Here is a 20,629-nt window from a genome sequence, read left to right as displayed (position 1 = left end):
TCAGGCTTTGTCATCTGCTTCATAGGCCTCGATGATGGCGGCGACAAGCGGGTGGCGAACCACGTCGCGCGCGGTGAAATAATTAAAGCTGACTTTTGGAATGGCGCTCAGCAGACGCTCCGCATCCTGAAGGCCGGACGGCACATTGCGCGGCAGGTCAACCTGGGTCCGATCGCCAGTGATCACCATGCGCGAGCCCTCGCCCAGCCGGGTCAGAAACATCTTCATCTGCATGGTTGTGGCATTCTGGGCTTCGTCCAGCACCACATAGGCATTGCTCAGGGTGCGCCCCCGCATAAAGGCCAGCGGTGCGATCTCGATCCGCTTTTCCTCGATCAGTTTGGCCAATTGTTTGCCCGGCAGGAAATCATTCAGCGCGTCATAAAGCGGCTGCATATAGGGATCGATCTTGTCCTTCATATCGCCTGGCAAATAGCCCAGCTTTTCACCGGCTTCGACCGCCGGACGCGACAGAATGATCCGGTCCACATGGCCGTTGATGAACATCGACACCCCCACCGCCACCGCCAGATAGGTTTTACCAGTGCCGGCCGGCCCGATACCAAAGGCAAGTTCGTTGGCGAACAGCGCCTGAACATAGGCTTTTTGGGCATCCGTGCGCGGCTCGACCAGTTTCTTGCGGGTCTTGATCTCCACATGTCCGCCTTTGAACATCTCCAACTGGCCGCCGCTCGGCGGCGGCTGCAGCGGCGTCATCCGCAACTCGCGATCAACGTCGCCCGGCTCGACCGTTCGGCCATTTTCCAGTCTTTGGTACAGGGATTGCAGTACGGTTACCGCGCGCTGGCGCAATTCAGTCTCGCCAATCACCACCAGCTGATTGCCTCGGTGGACGATCTGCACTTCGAGGTTCTGTTCGATATCAATCAAATTGCGGTCGTATTCACCACAGAGGTCGATCAGCAAGCGGTTATCGGGAAATTCCAGCAGCACTTCAGGATCTGCGGGCTGTTCTGGCGATGTGTCTAGGGCACCGAGGGCCAAGCTGACCTCCTGTATTGGGCGTTACCTGAATACTGTGCCCCTGGCAGCGCCCCTATGCAAGCGCCGCAGAGGAAATTTTACCTGGAGTCACAAACGGCCGCCGGGTCAGGGCGGCCGTTCAGAGTTCGATGTGACTGATACTACAGTGAATCCGGGAAGCTTGATCCGCTTTTGAAGGGGCCGGTGGCCGTATTGCGTGGCAAATCACTGTTGCAGACGGGCATGCCATCGGGGGTGCGGCGCAGATCGGCATAGCCTTCGAGGCCATCATCGATCAACCAGTGTTCGCAGCCCTGAGGGTCAACCCAGATGCCAGCGGTCATCTGAGACAGGCCACTGGAACTGCCATCCCCAAAATGCTGGTCAACAGTTTTATCGCCGGTCTCGGAACAGGCGGACAGCAGGGCGAAGGCAGCGACAAGCGCGGCAGCTTTGGCAATTTGCATGAGTTATCTCCCTCAGCGCAGGCAATAAATTTCAACACGGCGGTTCTGCGCCATATTTGAGGCACTGGTATTTGGCACGCTTGGATCGCGCTCACCATAGGCCCGGACGTCAGAGATTCGTGCCCCAACCGACCGGCCGACCCGCGCAACCGCACTGGCGCGCCGTTCGGACAACCGGATGTTATACTCATCCGAGGCCCGGCTATCGGTATGACCAACAACGACAAAGCTACGCGCACTGGCCGACTTGAAGAACTCTTGCAGGCGCTGCTTACCAGCCGAACTGATCGCGTGCTGGTTGCTGCCAAAGAACTGATCGGTGGGCATGACACCGCAGATGTTGCCGCGGCGGCAGACCGGTTTGCCATCTGGCGTCACATGCGGCGACATGAAACCTTCGGCGCCATCATCCATCACCCAATGCTCGCAGCCATCCGGGTCAACCCAGATTGTCGGCACATAGCGCTCGCCGACAACCGTACGCTGCGCTTGCGCTTGCAGCGGCGCCGTCAGCAAAGTCAGAGCGGCCGTGGCAGCAGCCAGCCTGACAAACACAGCTTTCGCTTTAAAATTCAACACAACGAGTTTTCCTTCACCTAAATTCCCCAGAACGCCACCAAAGCCCCAAACGCGACGCACATCAATAAATTTAATCTACCCAAGTTTTAGACATTTAACTTGAGTTTTTATATGATTTTTTATGCGAATTACACCGCATTAAGAGACACTCAGGCAATTCCGGGGGGATTGTACCCGATTTCACACCCTATCCCCCAGCTGCCCGCGAAATAACACAGCACAGCAGGGCCCTTTAGCGGATAAGCTCTCCGGCCAGAGAATTTGTCGAGGACGACACGATGCGAACCCGGGCCAATTCACCGACCGCCCTGTCGCAGTCGCCGACGTGAACGGAATGCAGGTAATCCGACTTTCCAACCATCTGCCCCGCGAGGCGCCCGGTTTTCTCGAGCAACACACCCACCTCACGGCCGACCATGCTGGTCTGAATCTCGCGTTGCTGACGGGTCAGCAATGCCTGCAGGCGCTGCAAACGCTCCGAGGCCTCGGCCTCCTCCACCTGGGGCCGCTCTGCCGCAGGGGTGCCGGGGCGGGTGGAGTATTTGAAGGAATAGGCGGTGCCGTATTTGACCTCTTCGATCAGATCCAGCGTGGCCTGAAAATCAGCCTCGGTCTCCTCAGGGAAGCCAACGATGAAATCCCCCGACAGCAGAATGTCCGGGCGGGCAGCGCGGATCTTCTCGACCACCCGCAGATAGCCATCGGCGGTGTGGTTGCGGTTCATCCGCTTCAGGATCTTGTCCGAGCCGGACTGCACCGGCAGGTGCAGATATGGCATCAGCTTGGCACAGGTCCCATGCGCCTCGATCAGGTCATCACTCATGTCATTGGTATGCGAAGTGGTAAAGCGGATCCGCTGCAGCCCGTCGATTTTGTCCAATTCCCAGATCAACTGGGCCAGGGTCAGGTCCCCACTGGCACCAGCCCCGTGATAGGCGTTGACGTTTTGCCCCAGCAGGGTGATTTCGCGCACCCCCCGTTCGACCAGTTCACGCGCCTCGGTCAAGATACGATCGGCCGGACGACTGACCTCGGCACCGCGAGTATAGGGAACCACGCAAAACGCACAGAACTTGTCGCAGCCCTCTTGCACCGTCAAAAATGCCGTCGGGCCCCGCTTGGCTTTTGGACGGTTCTTCAGCGCCTCGAACTTGTCTTCTTCGGGGAAATCGGTGTCCAGCGCCTTGTTGCCCTTGCGGATCTGGTCCTCCATCTCCGGCAGCCTGTGGTAGCTCTGCGGTCCAACCACCAGATCCACCGCCGGCTGGCGACGCATGATTTCTTCGCCTTCAGCCTGGGCGACGCAACCGGCCACACCGATTTTCAGATCTGGCTTGGCAATCTTCAGCTTTTTCAAGCGCCCCAGCTCCGAATAGACCTTCTCTGCGGCCTTCTCGCGGATGTGACAGGTGTTCAGCAGGATCATATCCGCATCATCGGCGCTTTTGGTTTCCACATAGCCCTGCCCGCCCAGCGCCTCGGCCATACGCTCGCTGTCATAGACATTCATCTGGCAGCCATAGGTCTTGATAAACAGCTTCTTCGGGGCGCTCATGGTGTCAGCCTTCCAGGACGGGAGAATAGCCGCTTGCCATAAGGGCAAAAGCGACGGCTTGCAATATCGGCGCGATTAACCGATTTTGACCCGAAACACCAGCCAGTCGAGGACCAACGGGTATGATGTATACGTCGCTGGACGATTTTCTAAAGCAAGGCAAGACCCTGCTGGCCAAAGGGCCGGTGGCGCTGATCTTCATCGAGGACGACGTCGAGATCGCCACCACCCTGCGCCACCATCTGCAATGTGGCTTTGAAACAGTGGTGGCGCTGATGCCTGACGCCTTTGATATGCCCAAGGACGTGGAAACCCGTGTTCACCGGGTGCCCTTTGACTGCGCCCAGTCCGGAGCGGTGATCGGCGCCATCAACAAAGTCATCGCAGCGGCAAAACCTGGCTGCTGGCTGTATTACTGCTACAATACCGAGTACCTGTTCTACCCGTTTTGCGAGACCCGCAGCGTCACCGAGATGCTCAGCTTTCACGCCGAAGAACGCCGCGACGCGATGCTGACCTATGTGGTCGACCTCTATGCCGGTGACTTACACCAGACCCCCAGCGCGGTCTCGCTCGAGCACGCCCACCTGGACAGGTCCGGCTACTATGCCCAGGCACGCCCAGACCCCGAGACCCAGACCCCCCGCGACCGCCAGCTTGTTTTCTTTGGCGGGTTGCGCTGGCGCTACGAAGAACACATCCCCGCCCACAGCCGCAAGATCGACCGCATCGCCCTGTTTCGCGCCAAACCTGATTTGCAGATTTTGGACAGCCACAGCTTCAACGATCAGGAATACAACACCTACGCCTGCCCCTGGCACCATAACCTGACCGCCGCAATCTGCTCGTTCCGCACCGCCAAGGCGTTAAAGCGAAACCCCGGATCGAGTTTCGATATCGACAGTTTCCGCTGGCGCAACTCAACCCCGTTTGAATGGCACTCCCGCCAATTGCTGGATCTGGGGCTGATGGAGCCGGGGCAGTGGTTCTGATGCCAGCGGCGGCAAAGCCTCCCCTGCATCCGCCTTTCATCTGGCCCTAAATATCCCGGGGGAGCCGCCCAGCGGGCGGTGGGGGCAGCGCCCCCTCTTTCTCTCACCAAGTCTCATAACGTCTCACCGCCCTTCATCGCTGCAACAGGACCGGAAACCAATCGTCGCGCAGGCGCTGGCCCGGCACCATGTCATGGCCCGGAAAGGGCGGCGATGTCGGTCCGGGACGCTCAACATAGCGGGCGTCATCGCCCACCAGCCGCAATGAAAACGCCCGGCGGCGCGTCGTGCGGGTATTGCCGCGCGCGCCGTGCAGGGTCTTGAAGTTAAAAGCAACGGCATCGCCCGGCTGCATCGGGTATTCCACAATGGGCATCCCCTCGGCCTCCGGGTCGGGCACCGGCATATACTGGCCCGTGTCGGCAAAGAAATCCTGCTCCGAAACCCAGCGGGTCGGCAGCACTTCCTTGTCCCACCGATGCGACCCGGCAACGCAGCGCAGCGTCGCCTCGCTCACCACATCCAGCGGCGACCAGAAACTGACGGTCTGCGCCCCCTCGACGAAATAATACGGCCCGTCCTGATGCCAGGGTGTCGCCATTGAGGTGCCCGGCTCCTTGACCAGCACATGGTCATGAAACATCTGCACCCTGCCGGAGCCCATCAAATCAGCGGCCACCTCTGCCACCGGCGAGGTCTCGATGGCCTCCCTGAACTGGGGGATCCGGGTCCAGTTGCAATAATCGTCAAAAAACCGCCCACTTTGGCCGGCCTTGTCATTGTTCGACGCATAGGGACCGGGGGCGGCCATATTCTCCGCCACCCCGGCGCGCAGTAGCTCTACCTGATTGGCGAACAACCCGCGGATCAGCACCACCCCGTCGCGCTGATACTGATCAATGTGGTCTTGGGTGATAAGTGGGTGAACCATTGCGGAGATCCTCGGGGTAAAGATGCATTTTTGCTGTGTTCAATCTGCGCCGCATCAAACATGGTTTCAAATAATATATTTCGAAGATAGCATTAGGTTCATGTTATACCTAACCCTGCGCCACTATGAATATGCCGTCGAGGTTGCGCGTCAGGGCAGTCTGACGGCGGCGGCGGACATTTTGAATGTCAGCCAGCCCGCACTTTCCACTGCATTAACCCGGATCGAGGATCACCTGGGGCAGAAGTTATTTTTGCGCCGCCGCGGCGCCTCTCTGGTGTTAACGCCCCAGGGGCGTGAGTTTGCCGCCCGGGCTCAGAAACTGCTGGATCAGGCCGCGGCACTAGAGACCCCGAACATGACATCCCCCGGCCTGCAGCGCCTAAGTCTTGGCTGCTTTGCCGACCTGGCGCCGTTTCTACTGGCGCCAGCGCTGAAAATCCTGCGCCGCGCGCTGCCCAATGTTCAGATCGACTTTCACGCCGACCGGTTTGAGCCGTTGGTTTCCGCCCTAACCAAAAGCGAGATCGACCTGGCCCTGAGCTATGATCTGGGTCTGGACAGCAGCTTTTACCGCCACCAGCTGGGCCGCGTTGCGCCGCATGCGCTGATGGCGCCCGATCACCCGCTGGCCTCACAAACCTCGGTGAGCCTTGCAACCTTGGCCGCGCATCCGCTGATCCTGTCGCAGGAGGGGCTGTCGGTGCAGCACATGCTGGCCTTATTCAAGTCAAAAGGGCTGGTGCCGCGCGTTGCCCGCCGCGCCGCCTCGCTGGAGCTGCTCAGAAGCCTGGCCGCCAATGGCGAAGGGATTGGCATTAGCTATAGTCTGCCGCCCGGCAGGCTCAGCTACGATGGCAAGCCGCTGATCACGGTGCCGGTATCTGATCCGCAGGCCGAAGAGCCGATTGTGCTGATCAGTCACGTTCAGGCGGCGGCGGGCACAGTGATCGGTGCCGCACAAACCGCGCTGGTCAGTCACTTAATGGCAGAGGGAGAGAATGGCGGAGTGAGCGCGCCTTAGACAGAACGCAGGCGGATCACCACATCGACCGAGGCGATCTCGACCCCAGCCGGGGCGTCTGGCAGCCGCTGGATAACCAGCTGATCTGCGGGCGCATCCGACAACCGCCCCTCATCCTCCCAGAAGAAATGCGGGTGGTCATGGGTGTTGGTATCAAAATAGCTTCGGGATCCATCCACAGTGATTTCCTGCAGCACCCCAGCCTGGCAAAACGCACGCAGCGTATTATAGACCGTGGCAAGCGACACCACCGCCCCTTCGGATTGGGCGGACTCGTACAGGCTTTCGGCAGTGACATGGCGATGGTTGCCATCGCCAACCAGCAATTCGGCCAAAGAAACTCGCTGTCTGGTCGGCCGCAACCCAGCTGTTTCCAGCCAGTTGGTTGCGATTTTCACGCTGTTTGGCGTCATCTGCAAATCCTGCGTCGTGTAGCTAAGGTCCTTATAGGGGAAAACCCCGGCCAATTTCAAATGAATTTCATTCGCAACTACAGATGTCAGCCCTGCCCTGCCGCCAAGGCCCGCTCTTGCAGGACCCTTTGGCGGGGTGCTACATGAAGCCAGAAACCAAATGATACCTTCAGGCAGGAGATGCGCCCGTATGGCCGATTACCCGAGCAGCTTTGACAAAGACGACTTGCTGAAATGCGCCCGCGGCGAGCTGTTTGGCCCCGGCAATGCGCAGTTGCCGATGCCTCCAATGTTGATGATGGACCGCATCACCGAGGTCAGCGCCGATGGCGGTGAGCACGGCAAAGGCCATATCGTCGCCGAATTCGACATCAACCCGGAGCTGTGGTTCTTTGAATGCCACTTTCCCGGCAACCCAATCATGCCTGGATGTCTGGGACTTGACGGGTTGTGGCAGTTGACCGGCTTTAACCTCGGCTGGCGCGGCTGGCAGGGTCGCGGCTATGCCTTAGGTGTCGGCGAGGTCAAACTGACCGGCATGGTCCGCCCCGAGCGCAAGATGCTGACCTACAAGATCGACTTCACCAAAGCGATCCAAACCCGCCGCCTGACCATGGGTGTTGCCGATGGCATCGTCGAGGCCGACGGCGAAGTGATCTATCAGGTCAAAGGCATGAAAGTCGCGCTCAGCGAGAGCTGATCCAGCTTACATATTGCAGGATGGAAAGAGGCCTATTGGCCTCTTTTTCTTTTGCAAACTTCATTTCATTCAATTTCCCGCCATTAGCCAAAAGTGACCGATGCTGCGGCGTGTTTGAATGACCGCTATAGATATAACCGTGCGCTATTTTGCTGCACCAATCCGCCGTTAACGCAAGCAAGCGATTGAGTAGTTGTCCATGAGCGCCTGCAATTCTTCGAGGGTCTCCGGATATCGGCAGAAACTATGGACGGCGGGAACATCCGCCCAAGACATCTTCTCATCTGTCATCAACTCAACAAACGGCTTGAACGACGTCGCGTCGTTTAGCACCGATGTCCGCAAGTTTATCCGCTGGTCCGCTGCCGCAATCTGCGAATACACGAAATTCAAACATGATTTGCAGAAGTAGTGCGTCCGCCTGCTTGAACCGAGACCTCCCGTTATCAGCTCGCCAGTGCAAGAAAAACTGTCCCTCGGAAACATCGTGGTGAGTGAGTACGCGCTTGCGCTTAGCCTCTGACAATCGCGGCAATGGCACGCTAGGGTCAAAAGTGGTAACGCTACCGCACTGACCTGCACGGAACCACAAAGACAGGAACCTTCAAACGGAGGCTGGGGAAGAACCATCTGCAATCTCTCATTCTTTTCGGTGCTCGTTGTATGATAGCAAACGTTCAGTTCAATAGACCAGAAAGCAGCTGTATCCCGCTTAGCAGACATTCGACCTAGCTTCTTGTCAACAACACCTGAGTCCCCCAAACCCCAACCCACCTTGCACCAGCTCTCTGCAATGCATAGTAAGACATAAGCAAACAAGGGAGTGCACGTATGCGTCGTGTCGTCGTCACCGGACTGGGAATTGTCTCCTCTATCGGGAATAACGCCGCCGAGGTTCTGACCTCGCTCAAGGCAGGTAAATCTGGCGTTGAGGCCAGCCCCTCAATGACCGAGCACGGCTTTCGCAGCCAAGTGGCCGGTACCTTGAAGATCAACACCAAGGAACTGGTGGACAAACGCACGTTGCGGTTCATGGGCGACGGCGCTGCCTATGCCCATATCGCGATGAGCCAGGCGATTGCCGATGCAGGTCTGACCGAGGATCAGGTGGTCAACACCCGCACCGGTCTGGTGGCCGGCTCCGGTGGTCCATCGACCAGTGCAATGCTGACCGCGCATCAGGTGGTGGCCAAAACCGGCGCTACCAAGCGCATCGGCCCCTTTGCGGTGCCAAAATGCATGAGCTCGACCATCAGCGCCAACCTGTCGACCGCGTTCAAGATCAAGGGTATCAACTACTCGATCACTTCGGCCTGTTCGACCTCGCTGCACTGCATCGGCAATGCGGCGGAACAGATCATGATGGGCAAGCAGGACGTGATGTTTGCCGGTGGCGGCGAAGAGCTGGACTGGACCCTGTCCTGCCTGTTCGACGCCATGGGCGCGATGTCGTCCAAGCGTAACGACGATCCGACAACCGCCAGCCGCGCCTTTGACGCCAACCGCGATGGCTTTGTCATCTCGGGCGGTGGCGGCATTGTGGTTCTGGAAGATCTGGACCACGCCTTGGCCCGTGGTGCCAAAATCTATGCCGAGGTCACCGGCTTTGCAGCAACCTCCGACGGTCATGACATGGTTGCGCCCTCCGGCGAGGGCGGCGAGCGCGCCATGCGTCTGGCGCTGGAAACCCTGCCCGAGGGCCGCAAGGTCAGCTATATCAACGCCCATGGCACCTCGACCCCGGTTGGCGATGTTGGTGAAGTCGAGGCGGTGCGTCGTGTGTTCGGTGAGGGCAACACCCCGCCGATCTCCTCCACCAAGTCGATGACCGGCCACGCACAGGGTGCGGCGGGTGCGCTGGAGACAATCTTCTGCCTGCTGATGCTGGACAATGATTTTATCACCCCGTCGATCAACGTCGACGAGCTGGACCCGGCCATCAACGAGGGCGAGATTGCCACCGCCTATGTTGAAAACGCCGGACTGGACAGCGTCATGACCAACAGCTTTGGCTTTGGTGGCACCAACGGATCGATGATCCTGAGCAAGTACAAGGGATAATTGATCATGTCTGGAGCATTGCAAGGCAAACGCGGCCTTATCATGGGTGTTGCCAACGAACGGTCCATCGCCTGGGGTATCGCCAAGGCGATGGCCGAAGCTGGCGCCGAACTGGCCTTTACCTACCAGGGTGAGGCCTTTGGCAAGCGACTGGAGCCCCTGGCCCAGCGCGTCGGCAGTGATTTCATGGTTGACGTTGATGTCACCGACGATGCGTCCCTGGACTCGGCGTTCGAGCAGCTTGGCGCCCGCTGGGACAGCATTGATTTTGTGGTTCACGCGATCGCCTTTTCCGACAAAAACGAGCTGACAGGCCGCTTCCTGAACACCAGCCGGGCCAATTTCAAGAACACGCTGGATATCTCGGCCTATTCCTTCATCGAGATCGCCCGCCGGGCACATCCACTGATGAAAGACAACGGCGGCACCCTGCTGACCCTGACCTATCAGGGCTCAAACCGCGTCTGCCCGAGCTATAACGTGATGGGGGTGGCCAAGGCGGCACTGGAATCAGCGACCCGTTATCTGGCCAATGATCTGGGCCCCGAGGGTATTCGCGTCAATGCGATCTCACCCGGCCCAATGAAAACACTGGCTGGGGCTGCCATTGGTGGTGCGCGCAAGACCTATAAGCACACGGACCAGAACGCACCGCTGCGCTCAAACGCAACACTTGAGGCTGTCGGCGGCACCGCTGTCTATCTGGCCTCGGACGCTGGTGCCTGCACCACCGGAGAGATCCTTCGGGTCGATGGTGGATTTCACGTCTTGGGCATGCCGCAACCCGACCACCTGTAAGATCTCCACGCAAAATATCAGACAAGGGGCGCCTATTTGGCGCCCTTTTTCGCTGTCTGCCCCCCCCAAACAGCCATCACCATTACGGCTAGCGCCACGATGATCGCCAAGCCCCATCAGGTCTCGGTCGCCAACCCCGTTCAATTGGGCAAGAAAAACCAAACCCTATTGCGCATGTTTGGCCCGGTTTGAAACCGGGGCACTTGCCAGTAGTGCCGACCCTCCTTAATTTGCTGAAAGGTACAAAGGATTTTTTATGTTAGATTTTGGTTTGGTTTTGTTTGGATTATTGGGCTTGGTGATTGTCATCGGCGTGCCTTACCTGCTGGTGTCTCATGCGCGATTGAAGGCGCGGGTGACGGCCCTAGAATTCCGTCAAACCATTGCCAAGCCGGCTACGGCCGCTGCCCCTGATACGGCTAACAGGGCCGCAAACCCCTGGGGCGATGCACAAGCGGATGACCATGCAACACAGGAGTCCAAGCCAGAGTCACAGGACCTGGCCGCGCGCCATGCCTCGGACGCGGCCCAGAGCAAAGGTCCTGACCAGAAACCCGCCGCCCCACCGCCCGCTCAGCAAGAGCCGCAGCCGACACCGCGCGCCTATGTGTTCAAACCCGACACCTATGACGCCCTCAGCCAGTGGCTGCGCGAGAACTGGGTGCTGGTTGCCGGAGCGGCATCGCTGGCCTTGGCGGGTGTCTTCATGGTGCAATACGGCGCCGAAAACGGCCTTCTGACGCCGTTCTGGCGGGTGATGGGCGCCTTGGGGTTTGGCGCCGCTCTGATCTGCGGAGGCGAGGTGATCCGCCGCCGCTTTGGCGACGAGGCCGAGGGCAGCATGATATATCTGCCCTCGGCGCTGGCTGGGGCGGGATTGATCGCGCTGTTTTCGGGCGTCTTGGCAGCGCGGGCGATGTATGATCTGATTGATCCAGGATCTGCCCTTGCGGTGCTGTGTCTGGTGTCGGCCCTGGCTATGGTTCTGGGCTGGGTCTACGGGCCATTCCTCAGCGCGCTTGGCATCATCGGCGCCTCGGTCACGCCGTTTCTGGTGGGCGGTCAATCCGACGCGCCCTGGATGTTCTACTACTATTTCACCCTGATCGCGCTGGTCGGGCTGGCGATTGACACCCTCAAACGCTGGGCCTGGGTGTCGGTGCTGGCGCTGATCGCCACCCTGTCGGCAAATTGGTTGCTGTATCTTTCTGGCGCAAGTGAGCTGCATTTTATGGTCGCGACACTGCTGATTGCAGGGGCTGCGATTGTCATCCCCGAGCGGAACCTGTGGCCGCGCCACAGCGGTTCTTCGGTGCTCGATATGCGCCGCGTCACCGCCGGCAAGCGGGTCTTTCCTGAATTCACCACCCGGCTGTCCGCCGCCGTCACCCTTGCCGCCACAGCGGCAGCGCTGCTGGTGGCGCTGGATGCGGGCAGGCCTGAGGGGGTCTATCTGGCGCTGGCCAGCCTTGTGATTCTGCTGATCGCAACCCTGCTCTGGATGCGACAGGCACCGGCCCTTTATGATCACGCCCTGGTGCCCGGGCTGGCCATTCTGACTGTGCTGGTGATTGAGGCCACCTCTGTTGGCCCGCTGTATCGCGAATTTCTGGCCGGTGCCCAGCGCGCCCCGGAAACCGCAGCTCCGGCAACCGCATGGGTTTTGACTGCCATTGGCGCGCTGGGGTCTGTCCTCGCCTTTCTGCGGATGCAGCAGGCCGAGGGATCCGGGGCGACGAGCGACAACACGCCGGTGGTCTGGGCGCTGGCGGCAGCGGTGTTTGCCCCTGCCACCCTGCTGGTGCTGGAATTTCTCTGGCAGCCTGGCGCAATTGTCGGCGCCTACCTCTGGGCGCTGGCCACGCTGGCAGTTGCTGCTTTGATGACCCTGCTGGCGGAGCGCACAGCCCGGGGGCCAGACGCGGATCAACGGGCGCTGCGGATTGCGCTGTTTGGCATCGCCGCGCTGACGCTGATGGCGCTGGCGTTCTTCCTGCTGCTGGCCAAGACGGCCCTCACTCTGGCGCTGGCAGTGATGATCTTGCTGACGGTGCTGATCGACCGCAAATTCGACCTGCCGGCCCTCGGCCTGTTTGCCCAAGTGGGCGTCGCGGTGATAACCTACCGACTGGTCATTGATCCCGGATTTTTCTGGGCCAGCGGTTACTATTTGGTTGATCAGATTTGGATCCCGAGAGCCGCTACAACTCAAGTGCTGCTGGCCTATGTCGGCACTCTGATCCCGCTGGTCGGGGCCTGGTATGTCGCCCGCGACGCCAGACCAAAAACCGGCGTCATCCTGGAGAGTGCTATCGCCACAATCGGCGCTGTGTTCATCAGTGTGATGATCCAGCGTCTGATTGCGACTCCCGGTGATAGCTCACATGCAGATCTGGGGATCCTGGCAACCGTCTGGGCGGCCTCGATGGCCAATCAATTGTACCGCATGCAGAGCAGCAGCCGCTTCAGCCTGCTGGTTCGCGCCGGATTGGCCACCGCATATGGGGTGAGTATGCTGGCGCTGCTGGCCGAGCTGTTTGGGGATGCAAACCCGCTGATCAGCCCCAACGAACTGGTTTATGGGCCACCGATCCTGGATTCGCTTGCCGCCGCCTATTTGCTTCTGAGTGCCGTCTTTGCAGTCGCTGGGTGGAAAGTGACCCATTTTGGCCGCAGGGTTCAAACCGCGTTTGCGGCTTTGGCCAGCCTGCTGGCGGCCTGGTATGTCGCCCTCGAGATCCGGCGTTTGTGGCGTGGCCCTGACCTGACGGTGCCCGGCATAACCGACCCCGAGCTGTATTCCTACACGCTGGCCCTGCTGGCGTCCTCGGCGATCCTTCTGATCATCGCATTCTGGCGCCGCTCTGACATTTTGCGCAAGCTGGCTATGGCCGGGGTTGTTCTGACCATCGCCAAGGTGTTCCTGATTGATATGAGCGGGCTGTCGGGGCTGACACGGGTGTTTTCGTTTATGGGGCTGGGGCTGGCGCTGGTTGGTTTGGCCTGGCTGAACCGGGTGATGACCGCACAATGGGACAAGGGCATGCCTGCCCGCGCCTCTGATACGGACGCTGAAGGCTGAGTGCAGGTCCAGGGGAGACAGTCTGGTATGTCCGATAGTCTCCGTGGCGGCACAATTGCCTAAACAGCACGCGCACTTGCTTCTTTTCTTGAAAGGTTCAGAAAATGAAGTATACCGCCCTGACGCCACCATAGGAAATGCGATGAGCTTGGACGAATCGGATAATGCCTTTCAAACTCTGACGCCTGAAATTCGGGCGATCATGGGTGTTTTTGCGCTGTATTGGAAATTGGACGACAGCATCGAAAAGATGAACGACGATCCAAAACTAACCAAAATGGAATGCCGGATGATCATTTGGCTGGAGCGCCCCAGTCGAATGGGCTTGCTAGCGCAAATGATGCTGGCCGTTCCGTCAACAGTTACCGCCACCGCCGACAGCCTGGAAGCGCAGGGCTATGTGCAACGCAGCAGAGATCCACAAGACCGGCGGGCCTGGTTGTTAGAGCTGACTGAAAGTGGCTGGAAACGACGCCACGAGATGGAACATCTGGCCAGTGAGATGTTCCGCGACTCCTCGGGGCTGAATGATGAAGAAACGCTCATTTTTTCGGAACTGGCCGGCAAGGTCTACGACAATGTACTGCGAACCGGCGTTCCAGAAGGACTAAAGACATGCAATTGATGACCATACTCCCGGCACTGTTGACCGCTGTGCTGGTGCTGGTGCCTGTGGCCTCCAGAACTGAACCGCTCCCCAAGCCGGTAAAACTGATGACCACAAAATCGGGGGATGCGCGGCTGGAACGTCAGTTCTTTGGACAGGTTGCGGCCAAACAAACGGTTGATCTGGCGTTTCAGGTTGGCGGGCAGATCCTGAAATTTCCGGTCTCTCAAGGTTTTCTGGTGCCCAAGGGGACGCTGATTGCCGAGCTGGATTTGGAACAGTTTGAGCTGAAGCTGGAGCAGGCCCGGCTGCAAAAAGGTCAGGCGGATCGCACCGTTGCCCGGATGGCAAAGCTGGCAGGCACTGTCAGCAAGGTCGCCATCGATGATGCGGAAACACAGGCTGGTCTGGCTGAGATTGCGGTGCGCAATGCCGAATATGCGCTGCGCCATGCCACCCTGCTGGCGCCATTCGACGCCTTGATTTCCAGCCGCGAGGTAGCGGTGTTTACCACCGTCAGTGCCGGCACACCAATCGTCCGCCTGCATGACATGTCCGAATTGCACATCGAAGTGGATGTCCCGGAAATCCTGTTCCAGCGGGCCGAGAAAAACAATATTCTGGAAATCACCGCATCCTTTCCCGGGCGCGACGAAGCGTTTCCGCTGCGCATTCTGGAATTTGATGCCGAGGCAAGCAATGTCGGTCAAACCTATCAGGTGACCTTCCTGTTTGAGCCACCAGAGGGCATGCAGGTGTTTCCGGGGGCCTCGACCACGGTCAAGATTGTGGCGGATGCCGGGGAAAACATCATTTCGCTGCCTGCAACGGCGCTGATCAGCAATTCATCGGGTCAGGTTGGGGCAATGGTATTTACGCCAACCGGAGCTGACGAGGGAACCGTGAGCTGGATGCCGGTGGAGATTGAGCCAACCCAGTTCGGCGACTTCCGGGTGCTGTCGGGGCTGCGGGGCGGCGAAGAAATCGTGCTGACCGGCGGCGGTGCCCTGATCAGTGGTCAGCCGGTCCGCCGGTTCACCGGCTTTGCGAACTGAGGGCCGCGTCATGAACATTGCACGCGCCTCAATCGACAAGCCTCTTTATACTTGGCTGATCATGGTGATCGCCCTGTTGGGCGGCATTTGGGGCTTCATATCTCTGGGACGGCTGGAAGATCCGGCCTTTACCATCAAGCAGGCGGTGGTTTTGACATCCTATCCCGGTGCAACCGCCGAACAGGTGGCGCTGGAAGTGTCAGAGCCGCTGGAATCCTCCATTCAAAAGATGTCCGAAGTAAAACTGATCACCTCGATCAACCGACCGGGGTTTTCCCTGATCGAAGTGGAAATGAAGGATATCTATGACGGTGCCGAACTGCCTGAAATCTGGACCAAGTTACGGGCTCGGATCCGGGATGCGTCACGCCGATTGCCGGAAGGGGTTGGGCAGCCCTTTGTGAACGATAGTTTTGGCGATGTGTTCGGGTTGTTTTACGCGGTGACAGCCGAAGGCTTTACCGATGCCGAAAAGCACGAACTGGCGACCTTCCTGCGGCGCGAGTTGTTGACCGTCAGTGGCGTCGCGGATGTCGAAGTTGTCGGGCTGCCGGATGAGGCGATTTTTGTGGAACCGGATCTGGCGATTTCCGTGAACCAGAATATCGCCATGTCCGCCGTTGGCAATGCCATTGCCACATCAAATTCCGTGCGGGCAGCGGGCACCTTGGATGCCGGTCCTAGTGAAACCCGATTACTGGCCCCGGCCGGATCTGACAGTGTGACCGAAATTGCCGGCCTGTCGGTGGGGGCGCAGGGCGAGGTCATCAATATCATTGACATGGCCTCGGTGCATCGAGGCCGCATAACGGACCCGGACCTGATCATTCGCTTCAACGGAACCGAGGCATTTTCCTTTGGCATTGCCGGGCTGGCAACCGAGAACATTGTTGAGGTCGGCAAACGCGTTGATGCCAAGCTGGCGGAACTGGACGCTGAAATCCCCTACGGGGTTCAGCTGGAGCCGATCTATCAACAGCATGTGGTGGTTGAAAACGCCTCGAATGACTTTCTGGTCAACCTGGCGATGTCTGTGGCCATCGTGATTGCGGTTCTGGCTCTCTTTATGGGCTGGCGCGCCGCCATTGTGGTGGGCACCACGCTGCTGCTGACGGTTGTGGGCACGCTGCTGTTCATGAAACTGTTTTCGATTTCGATGGAACGGATTTCGCTGGGCGCGCTGATCATTGCCATGGGGATGCTGGTGGACAACGCCATTGTGGTGGCCGAGGGCATGCAGATCTCTATGCTGCGCGGAAAATCTTCGCGCGACGCAGCGGATGAAGCGGCCGCCAAGACACAGATCCCCCTGCTGGGGGCGACAGTGATCGGTATCATGGCCTTTGCCGGCATCGGCCTGAGCCCGGATTCGGCGGGTGAATTCCTGTTTTCACTGTTTGCAGTGATCGCAATTTCCCTGCTGCTCAGTTGGTTGCTGGCCCTGACGGTGACGCCGCTACTGGGTCACTACTTCTTCAAACAGGGCAAATCCGGCGGTGCCGATGCCTACGGCGGGCTGCTGTTCCGCGCCTATGGAGGCCTGTTGCGATTGGCGTTGAAACTGCGATGGCTGGTGGTGGTTGGTCTGGTGGGTATCACGGCTGTTTGCTTCATGGGCTTTGGCCAGATCAAGCAACAGTTTTTCCCGGACTCCAACACACCGCTGTTTTTCGTCCACTACAAATTGCCACAGGGAACATCGATTCACACCACCTCTGAGCACCTGAAAGTGTTCGAAGACTGGTTGGCAGACCGCGATGACGTTGTCTCGGTTGCCAGTTTTGTTGGCCAGGGGGCGTCGCGGTTCATGCTGACCTATCAGGCACAAAAGCCGAACCCCAGCTATGGCCACCTGATCATCCGGATGCCGGATCTGAGCGCGATTCCTGCGATACAGGCGGATCTTGAGGCCTTTGGACAGGCCCGCTTCCCCGAAGGCGAATTCCGCACCAAACGGTTGGTTTTTGGCCCCGGTGGCGGCAATCCGATTGAAGTGCGGTTGTCGGGGCCGGATCCAAAGGTGTTGCGCCAACTGGGCAAAGACGCCGCAATGCGATTGACGCAGGCCTCGGACAATATCCTGAATGTCCGCAACAATTGGCGGGAACAGGAATTGGTGTTGAAGCCAATTTATGCAACCGACAGGGCGCAGACAGCCGGGGTCACCCGAGAAGACATCGCCGATACCCTTATGTTCTCGACAGACGGTATCACCGGCGGCGTATTCCGTGAGCGTGAACGGCTGATCCCGATCATTCTGCGCCGCCCCTCGGATGGGGCCTACAATCTGATGGATCAAGTGGTTTACTCCAGGTCGACGGGGAAGTTTGTGCCGCTGGAACAGATGATCGACGGGATCGAGGTCGAGGTGCAGAACACGCTGGTGCATCGCCGGGATCGGGTGCCGACACTGACAGTCAGTGCCGATATTCCCAAAGATCTGACGGCCGCGACAGTGTTCAAAGAGGTTCAAGAGGTGATCGAGGCGATGGAGCTGCCGCCCGGCTACAAGATGGAATGGGGCGGCGAACACGAGAGCGCCGCGGATGCCAATGCCAGCCTGGGCGGCCAATTGCCCCTGTCGGGGCTGATCATGGTGCTGATCTCGGTGTTGCTGTTCAATGCCATTCGTCAGCCGATCATCATCTGGCTGCTGGTGCCGATGTCGGTGAATGGCGTGGTGATTGGGCTGCTGGGCACCGGCCTGCCCTTTACCTTCACCGCCTTGCTCGGCCTGCTCAGCCTGTCGGGAATGCTGATCAAGAACGGGATTGTGCTGGTCGAAGAGATCGATCTGGTCCGCGCCGAGGGCAAGATGATGCGCGACGCGATTGTCGAGGCCTCGGTGTCGCGCCTGCGACCTGTGATGCTGGCGGCAGTGACCACCGTACTGGGTATGGTGCCGCTGCTTGGGGATGCCTTCTTCAAGTCGATGGCGGTGACCATCATGGGGGGGCTGACCTTTGCCACCGTGTTGACCCTGATCGCCGCACCGGTGTTCTACCTGATCTTCTTTGGCCGTGAAGCCCGGCTTGAGGCCAGACTTGAGGCCAAGCTTGAGACCGGAGGTGAGGCCAGCGCAGCATAACCGGCCCTGACGGTAAGACCTGCAGTTGAGGGAGGCGTGAAAGCGTCTCCCCTAACTGCATAGCCCCTAGATTTGGAAACGCCATGCTTGCTAATTTTGGACGCAGGGAGACAGTGATGTCAGGTCTTAGATTTATGGAATTGGAGTGCGACCGTGGCCCCCGACCGTGGCCCCGGTGGTGCCGCGTAGGCCCATGGCAATGGCAAGCCTGATGCGGTCGCACAAGCAGTGGATCGGGGGGGGGTATTCGATCGCGGACGTTTCAGAGCGATTTGGGGTTCCATCGACCGGCAGGTGATTGCGCAGCAATCGCCGAGTGCGGGCACCAGTGGGGCGCTTCCCAGATGAAGGCCCCCGTGTATTTCGCCAGAGATGCAAAGTGAGCTAGGCGTTCATCCCTTGCCCGGCCGGGTATTGCGCAGCAATGTCCCGAGTATCTTATTGGTCAAGCCGGTGTCTGGGGCCCGGTGTCTGGGGCACAGATATCACCTATATTAAGTGTAGCCCAATTCTGCTGGGCCTGGTGTCAAAGCTGTAATTCGTCGATCATTGTCGCCTTGTGATCGGGAATACGACCAAGCATGTCTGTCAGCCCAGCTTGGTGATCGACACTGTTGAGCTTGGCAGTTTCAATCGGAGTTCTGGCGGTAGGAATGTCGGGCGGCTTCAACGGACCGGCGCAGAAATTAGATGAAGAAGTCAGGAACCGAAAACACAAAATCGGTTGAGTCCAGCGTTAAATAATCAACATCGGGAGTATCCTAAATCAAGCCCCGCAAGGTATTCTTCCGCACCGTGCTCGCCCACATAAGTCGTATCGGCTTCGCCTTGCGCCTAGATGATTGCTTGGAACTGCGTTCCCGACGCAACTTCATCCTCAAGTGACTGCACAAAAGACACAAGGTTTGGCCCGGCCTCGTCATTTGTTTCATCGTACCAATAATTCTGACTAATTCTACCATAGAGGTCGGGATCATCTCCAGCTCTGGCGGCGGCGTAATCGAATGCAGAGCCTTGAAGTATCGCAGACCCGCCGCGCGCGGCGTCGAAAAATGCCACGCCGGTAAATTGTGGATTTAGTGAGATGTACGCGTCTTCAAAAGACTTCAGCGCAGCGCCGCCACCGGCGTGAATCCATGGATCTATGTTCGATTGTCCCGCTAAAACAAAACTTGCGATCATGTGAAATACCCCACGCTGAATTCATTGTTTGAAGTGTACTTAGAAACCCGCTTTAATTCGCTCGAATTCCTTGACCATTTTGGCATCCAGTTCTTGCGGTACTGAAACGGTGAAGAGACTTTCACTAAGGAAGCCCTCAACATCACCATAGCCGTAGGCATTCACGGTTTCCTGATCCGCCGCCGTATAGGCCTCGGTGTTTGAATGTGCGTAACCCCATGCTTCGATGATGTATTTCCCGGCTGCAACATCTGAAATTGCGTTGAGATAGTCATATACAGCCTCGTCGCTACCTTCTCCGCTTTTCAGGTGAACATAGCCACAAGCCCAGCTTGCAACACCAATGCTCCCATCACGGACCATGGTTACGGGAACCTCTTCGCCAACCAATGCCAATTCAGTTGCGCTCCAAGCCCAAGCAATGTCAACTTCGCCAGACTTGATGGCTGCGTCCAGCTGACCCTGATCGGACCAGTAGAAGCGAACATTTGGATGAACCAACCGTAGGAAGTCTGAAGCCTGTTCAAACTGCTCGTCAGTCATTGCACGCCAGTCTGTTATACCAATGGCCAGAGCTGCAAGCGCATAGGCGTCCGCAACACCATCTGGCAGCGAAACACGGCCTGTCATGCTCGGATCAGCAAACAATTGCAAAGTGGCCTGTGCCTGATCAATCTTGTCGGTCCGATACACCATACCCGTATTGCCCCAGTCAAAAGGCAGCGCCCAGACAGTGCCGTCTTCATCGACGAAATCAGACAGCTGGGTGAGAGCTGGAAGCAATTTATCCCAGGCGGAAATCCGGCTGGTATCAATTGGTTTGATCAAACCTGCCGCACGGAATTTTGGCATCGTATTCAGGCAGGGATGCGCCAGATCAGCCGAAAATCCGGCTCTCAACTTGTTAAAGCCTTCTTCATCATCGGCAAAGAACGAGAAATCCGGCGCTTCGCCATGCTTTTCTACATAGGCTTCAAAGAATCCGGCGTCGTCATAGCCAGACCAGTCAAAAACCGTTATTTCTCCCGCCATTGCGGTTGACGCAAGCGCGGATGCACTCAGAAGGCTCAGAGCCATTACCTTAAGTTTCATTGGTATTTTCCTCATTGTT

At 58.4% G+C, this 20,629-nt stretch carries 19 protein-coding genes; 9 read left to right on the top strand and 10 right to left on the bottom strand.

From position 1 onward, the window contains the following. The 4 genes from QPJ95_RS11310 to miaB form a co-directional block, all read right to left on the bottom strand. Window positions 1-1,005, bottom strand: a complete 1,005-nt coding sequence (locus QPJ95_RS11310) for a PhoH family protein (RefSeq protein ID WP_270919443.1) — start codon at window positions 1,003-1,005, stop codon at window positions 1-3. Between the two features lie 140 nt (window positions 1,006-1,145). Continuing rightward, window positions 1,146-1,451 (bottom strand): hypothetical protein, encoded by a 306-nt coding sequence (locus tag QPJ95_RS11305; RefSeq protein ID WP_270919442.1) that lies wholly within the window; start codon window positions 1,449-1,451, stop codon window positions 1,146-1,148. A gap of 12 nt (window positions 1,452-1,463) precedes the next feature. Then, window positions 1,464-2,030 (bottom strand): OmpA family protein, encoded by a 567-nt coding sequence (locus QPJ95_RS11300; RefSeq protein ID WP_390923720.1) that lies wholly within the window; start codon window positions 2,028-2,030, stop codon window positions 1,464-1,466. A gap of 232 nt (window positions 2,031-2,262) precedes the next feature. After that, entirely contained in the window at window positions 2,263-3,585 is a 1,323-nt protein-coding gene (gene miaB / locus QPJ95_RS11295; protein ID WP_270919441.1) for a tRNA (N6-isopentenyl adenosine(37)-C2)-methylthiotransferase MiaB, read from the bottom strand. Window positions 3,586-3,707: 122 nt separating this feature from the next. On the opposite strand from miaB, the gene QPJ95_RS11290 reads away from it, so the two are divergent. After that, a complete protein-coding gene (locus QPJ95_RS11290) occupies window positions 3,708-4,577 on the top strand; it encodes a hypothetical protein (RefSeq protein ID WP_270919440.1) in 870 nt (289 codons plus the stop codon). Between the two features lie 133 nt (window positions 4,578-4,710). Here the strand turns inward: QPJ95_RS11290 and QPJ95_RS11285 are convergent, their stop codons facing one another. Next, complete coding sequence (locus tag QPJ95_RS11285; protein ID WP_270919439.1) at window positions 4,711-5,508, bottom strand: phytanoyl-CoA dioxygenase family protein; 798 nt, start codon at window positions 5,506-5,508, stop codon at window positions 4,711-4,713. Window positions 5,509-5,608: 100 nt separating this feature from the next. On the opposite strand from QPJ95_RS11285, the gene QPJ95_RS11280 reads away from it, so the two are divergent. Beyond that, window positions 5,609-6,532 carry a LysR family transcriptional regulator gene (locus QPJ95_RS11280; protein WP_270919438.1) on the top strand — a complete coding sequence of 308 codons (924 nt, stop codon included), beginning with the start codon at window positions 5,609-5,611 and terminating at the stop codon, window positions 6,530-6,532. Here QPJ95_RS11280 and irrA read toward each other — a convergent pair. After that, entirely contained in the window at window positions 6,529-6,945 is a 417-nt protein-coding gene (gene irrA, locus QPJ95_RS11275; RefSeq protein ID WP_270919437.1) for an iron response transcriptional regulator IrrA, read from the bottom strand. The two genes, QPJ95_RS11280 and irrA, sit on opposite strands and share 4 nt — an antisense overlap. A 190-nt stretch (window positions 6,946-7,135) precedes the next feature. Here irrA and fabA point away from each other — a divergent pair, with 190 nt between their 5' ends. Beyond that, window positions 7,136-7,645 carry a bifunctional 3-hydroxydecanoyl-ACP dehydratase/trans-2-decenoyl-ACP isomerase gene (gene fabA / locus QPJ95_RS11270; protein ID WP_270919436.1) on the top strand — a complete coding sequence of 170 codons (510 nt, stop codon included), beginning with the start codon at window positions 7,136-7,138 and terminating at the stop codon, window positions 7,643-7,645. Window positions 7,646-7,813: 168 nt separating this feature from the next. On the opposite strand, the gene QPJ95_RS11265 is transcribed toward fabA, so the two are convergent. Beyond that, window positions 7,814-8,275: a GFA family protein gene (locus tag QPJ95_RS11265; protein ID WP_270919491.1), complete on the bottom strand. Its 462-nt coding sequence runs from the start codon at window positions 8,273-8,275 to the stop codon at window positions 7,814-7,816. 201 nt (window positions 8,276-8,476) lie between these two features. Between QPJ95_RS11265 and fabB the strand changes: the two genes are divergently transcribed. From fabB to QPJ95_RS11235, 6 genes are all read left to right on the top strand, one after another. Continuing rightward, a complete protein-coding gene (fabB, locus tag QPJ95_RS11260; protein ID WP_270919435.1) occupies window positions 8,477-9,706 on the top strand; it encodes a beta-ketoacyl-ACP synthase I in 1,230 nt (409 codons plus the stop codon). Between the two features lie 6 nt (window positions 9,707-9,712). After that, window positions 9,713-10,504: an enoyl-ACP reductase FabI gene (locus QPJ95_RS11255; RefSeq protein WP_270919434.1), complete on the top strand. Its 792-nt coding sequence runs from the start codon at window positions 9,713-9,715 to the stop codon at window positions 10,502-10,504. A gap of 256 nt (window positions 10,505-10,760) precedes the next feature. Next, window positions 10,761-13,586, top strand: a complete 2,826-nt coding sequence (locus tag QPJ95_RS11250; protein WP_270919433.1) for a DUF2339 domain-containing protein — start codon at window positions 10,761-10,763, stop codon at window positions 13,584-13,586. Window positions 13,587-13,641: 55 nt separating this feature from the next. After that, a complete protein-coding gene (locus tag QPJ95_RS11245) occupies window positions 13,642-14,211 on the top strand; it encodes a MarR family winged helix-turn-helix transcriptional regulator (RefSeq protein WP_313860124.1) in 570 nt (189 codons plus the stop codon). Further along, complete coding sequence (locus QPJ95_RS11240) at window positions 14,211-15,248, top strand: efflux RND transporter periplasmic adaptor subunit (protein WP_270919431.1); 1,038 nt, start codon at window positions 14,211-14,213, stop codon at window positions 15,246-15,248. The genes QPJ95_RS11245 and QPJ95_RS11240 overlap by 1 nt, the downstream gene beginning before the upstream one ends. A 10-nt stretch (window positions 15,249-15,258) precedes the next feature. Continuing rightward, window positions 15,259-18,336, top strand: a complete 3,078-nt coding sequence (locus tag QPJ95_RS11235; protein ID WP_270919430.1) for an efflux RND transporter permease subunit — start codon at window positions 15,259-15,261, stop codon at window positions 18,334-18,336. Between the two features lie 526 nt (window positions 18,337-18,862). Here the strand turns inward: QPJ95_RS11235 and QPJ95_RS11230 are convergent. The 3 genes from QPJ95_RS11230 to QPJ95_RS11220 form a co-directional block, all read right to left on the bottom strand. Next, on the bottom strand, window positions 18,863-19,006 hold the full coding sequence (locus tag QPJ95_RS11230; protein WP_286018268.1) for a transposase domain-containing protein: 144 nt from the start codon (window positions 19,004-19,006) through the stop codon (window positions 18,863-18,865). Window positions 19,007-19,170: 164 nt separating this feature from the next. Beyond that, a complete protein-coding gene (locus tag QPJ95_RS11225) occupies window positions 19,171-19,518 on the bottom strand; it encodes a hypothetical protein (protein ID WP_270919429.1) in 348 nt (115 codons plus the stop codon). Window positions 19,519-19,557: 39 nt separating this feature from the next. Then, on the bottom strand, window positions 19,558-20,625 hold the full coding sequence (locus QPJ95_RS11220; protein WP_286018267.1) for an ABC transporter substrate-binding protein: 1,068 nt from the start codon (window positions 20,623-20,625) through the stop codon (window positions 19,558-19,560). Between the last annotated feature and the right edge of the window lie 4 nt (window positions 20,626-20,629).

Source organism: Parasedimentitalea psychrophila (genome assembly GCF_030285785.1).
Lineage (GTDB): Bacteria > Pseudomonadota > Alphaproteobacteria > Rhodobacterales > Rhodobacteraceae > Parasedimentitalea > Parasedimentitalea psychrophila.
The sequence above is the reverse complement of the archived record's forward strand: the minus strand, read 5'-3'. Positions and strand labels throughout refer to the sequence as shown.

Bases quoted from the DNA above. Each gene is read 5' to 3' on its own strand.
- QPJ95_RS11305 (WP_270919442.1), bottom strand. From the start codon at position 1,451: ATGCAAATTGCCAAAGCTGCCGCGCTTGTCGCTGCCTTCGCCCTGCTG.
- miaB (WP_270919441.1), bottom strand. From the start codon at position 3,585: ATGAGCGCCCCGAAGAAGCTGTTTATCAAGACCTATGGCTGCCAGATG.
- fabB (WP_270919435.1), top strand. From the start codon at position 8,477: ATGCGTCGTGTCGTCGTCACCGGACTGGGAATTGTCTCCTCTATCGGG.
- irrA (WP_270919437.1), bottom strand. From the start codon at position 6,945: ATGACGCCAAACAGCGTGAAAATCGCAACCAACTGGCTGGAAACAGCT.
- QPJ95_RS11250 (WP_270919433.1), top strand. From the start codon at position 10,761: ATGTTAGATTTTGGTTTGGTTTTGTTTGGATTATTGGGCTTGGTGATT.
- fabA (WP_270919436.1), top strand. From the start codon at position 7,136: ATGGCCGATTACCCGAGCAGCTTTGACAAAGACGACTTGCTGAAATGC.
- QPJ95_RS11280 (WP_270919438.1), top strand. From the start codon at position 5,609: ATGTTATACCTAACCCTGCGCCACTATGAATATGCCGTCGAGGTTGCG.
- QPJ95_RS11285 (WP_270919439.1), bottom strand. From the start codon at position 5,508: ATGGTTCACCCACTTATCACCCAAGACCACATTGATCAGTATCAGCGC.
- QPJ95_RS11220 (WP_286018267.1), bottom strand. From the start codon at position 20,625: ATGAGGAAAATACCAATGAAACTTAAGGTAATGGCTCTGAGCCTTCTG.
- QPJ95_RS11225 (WP_270919429.1), bottom strand. From the start codon at position 19,518: ATGATCGCAAGTTTTGTTTTAGCGGGACAATCGAACATAGATCCATGG.
- QPJ95_RS11255 (WP_270919434.1), top strand. From the start codon at position 9,713: ATGTCTGGAGCATTGCAAGGCAAACGCGGCCTTATCATGGGTGTTGCC.
- QPJ95_RS11265 (WP_270919491.1), bottom strand. From the start codon at position 8,275: ATGGTTCTTCCCCAGCCTCCGTTTGAAGGTTCCTGTCTTTGTGGTTCC.
- QPJ95_RS11290 (WP_270919440.1), top strand. From the start codon at position 3,708: ATGATGTATACGTCGCTGGACGATTTTCTAAAGCAAGGCAAGACCCTG.
- QPJ95_RS11235 (WP_270919430.1), top strand. From the start codon at position 15,259: ATGAACATTGCACGCGCCTCAATCGACAAGCCTCTTTATACTTGGCTG.
- QPJ95_RS11240 (WP_270919431.1), top strand. From the start codon at position 14,211: ATGACCATACTCCCGGCACTGTTGACCGCTGTGCTGGTGCTGGTGCCT.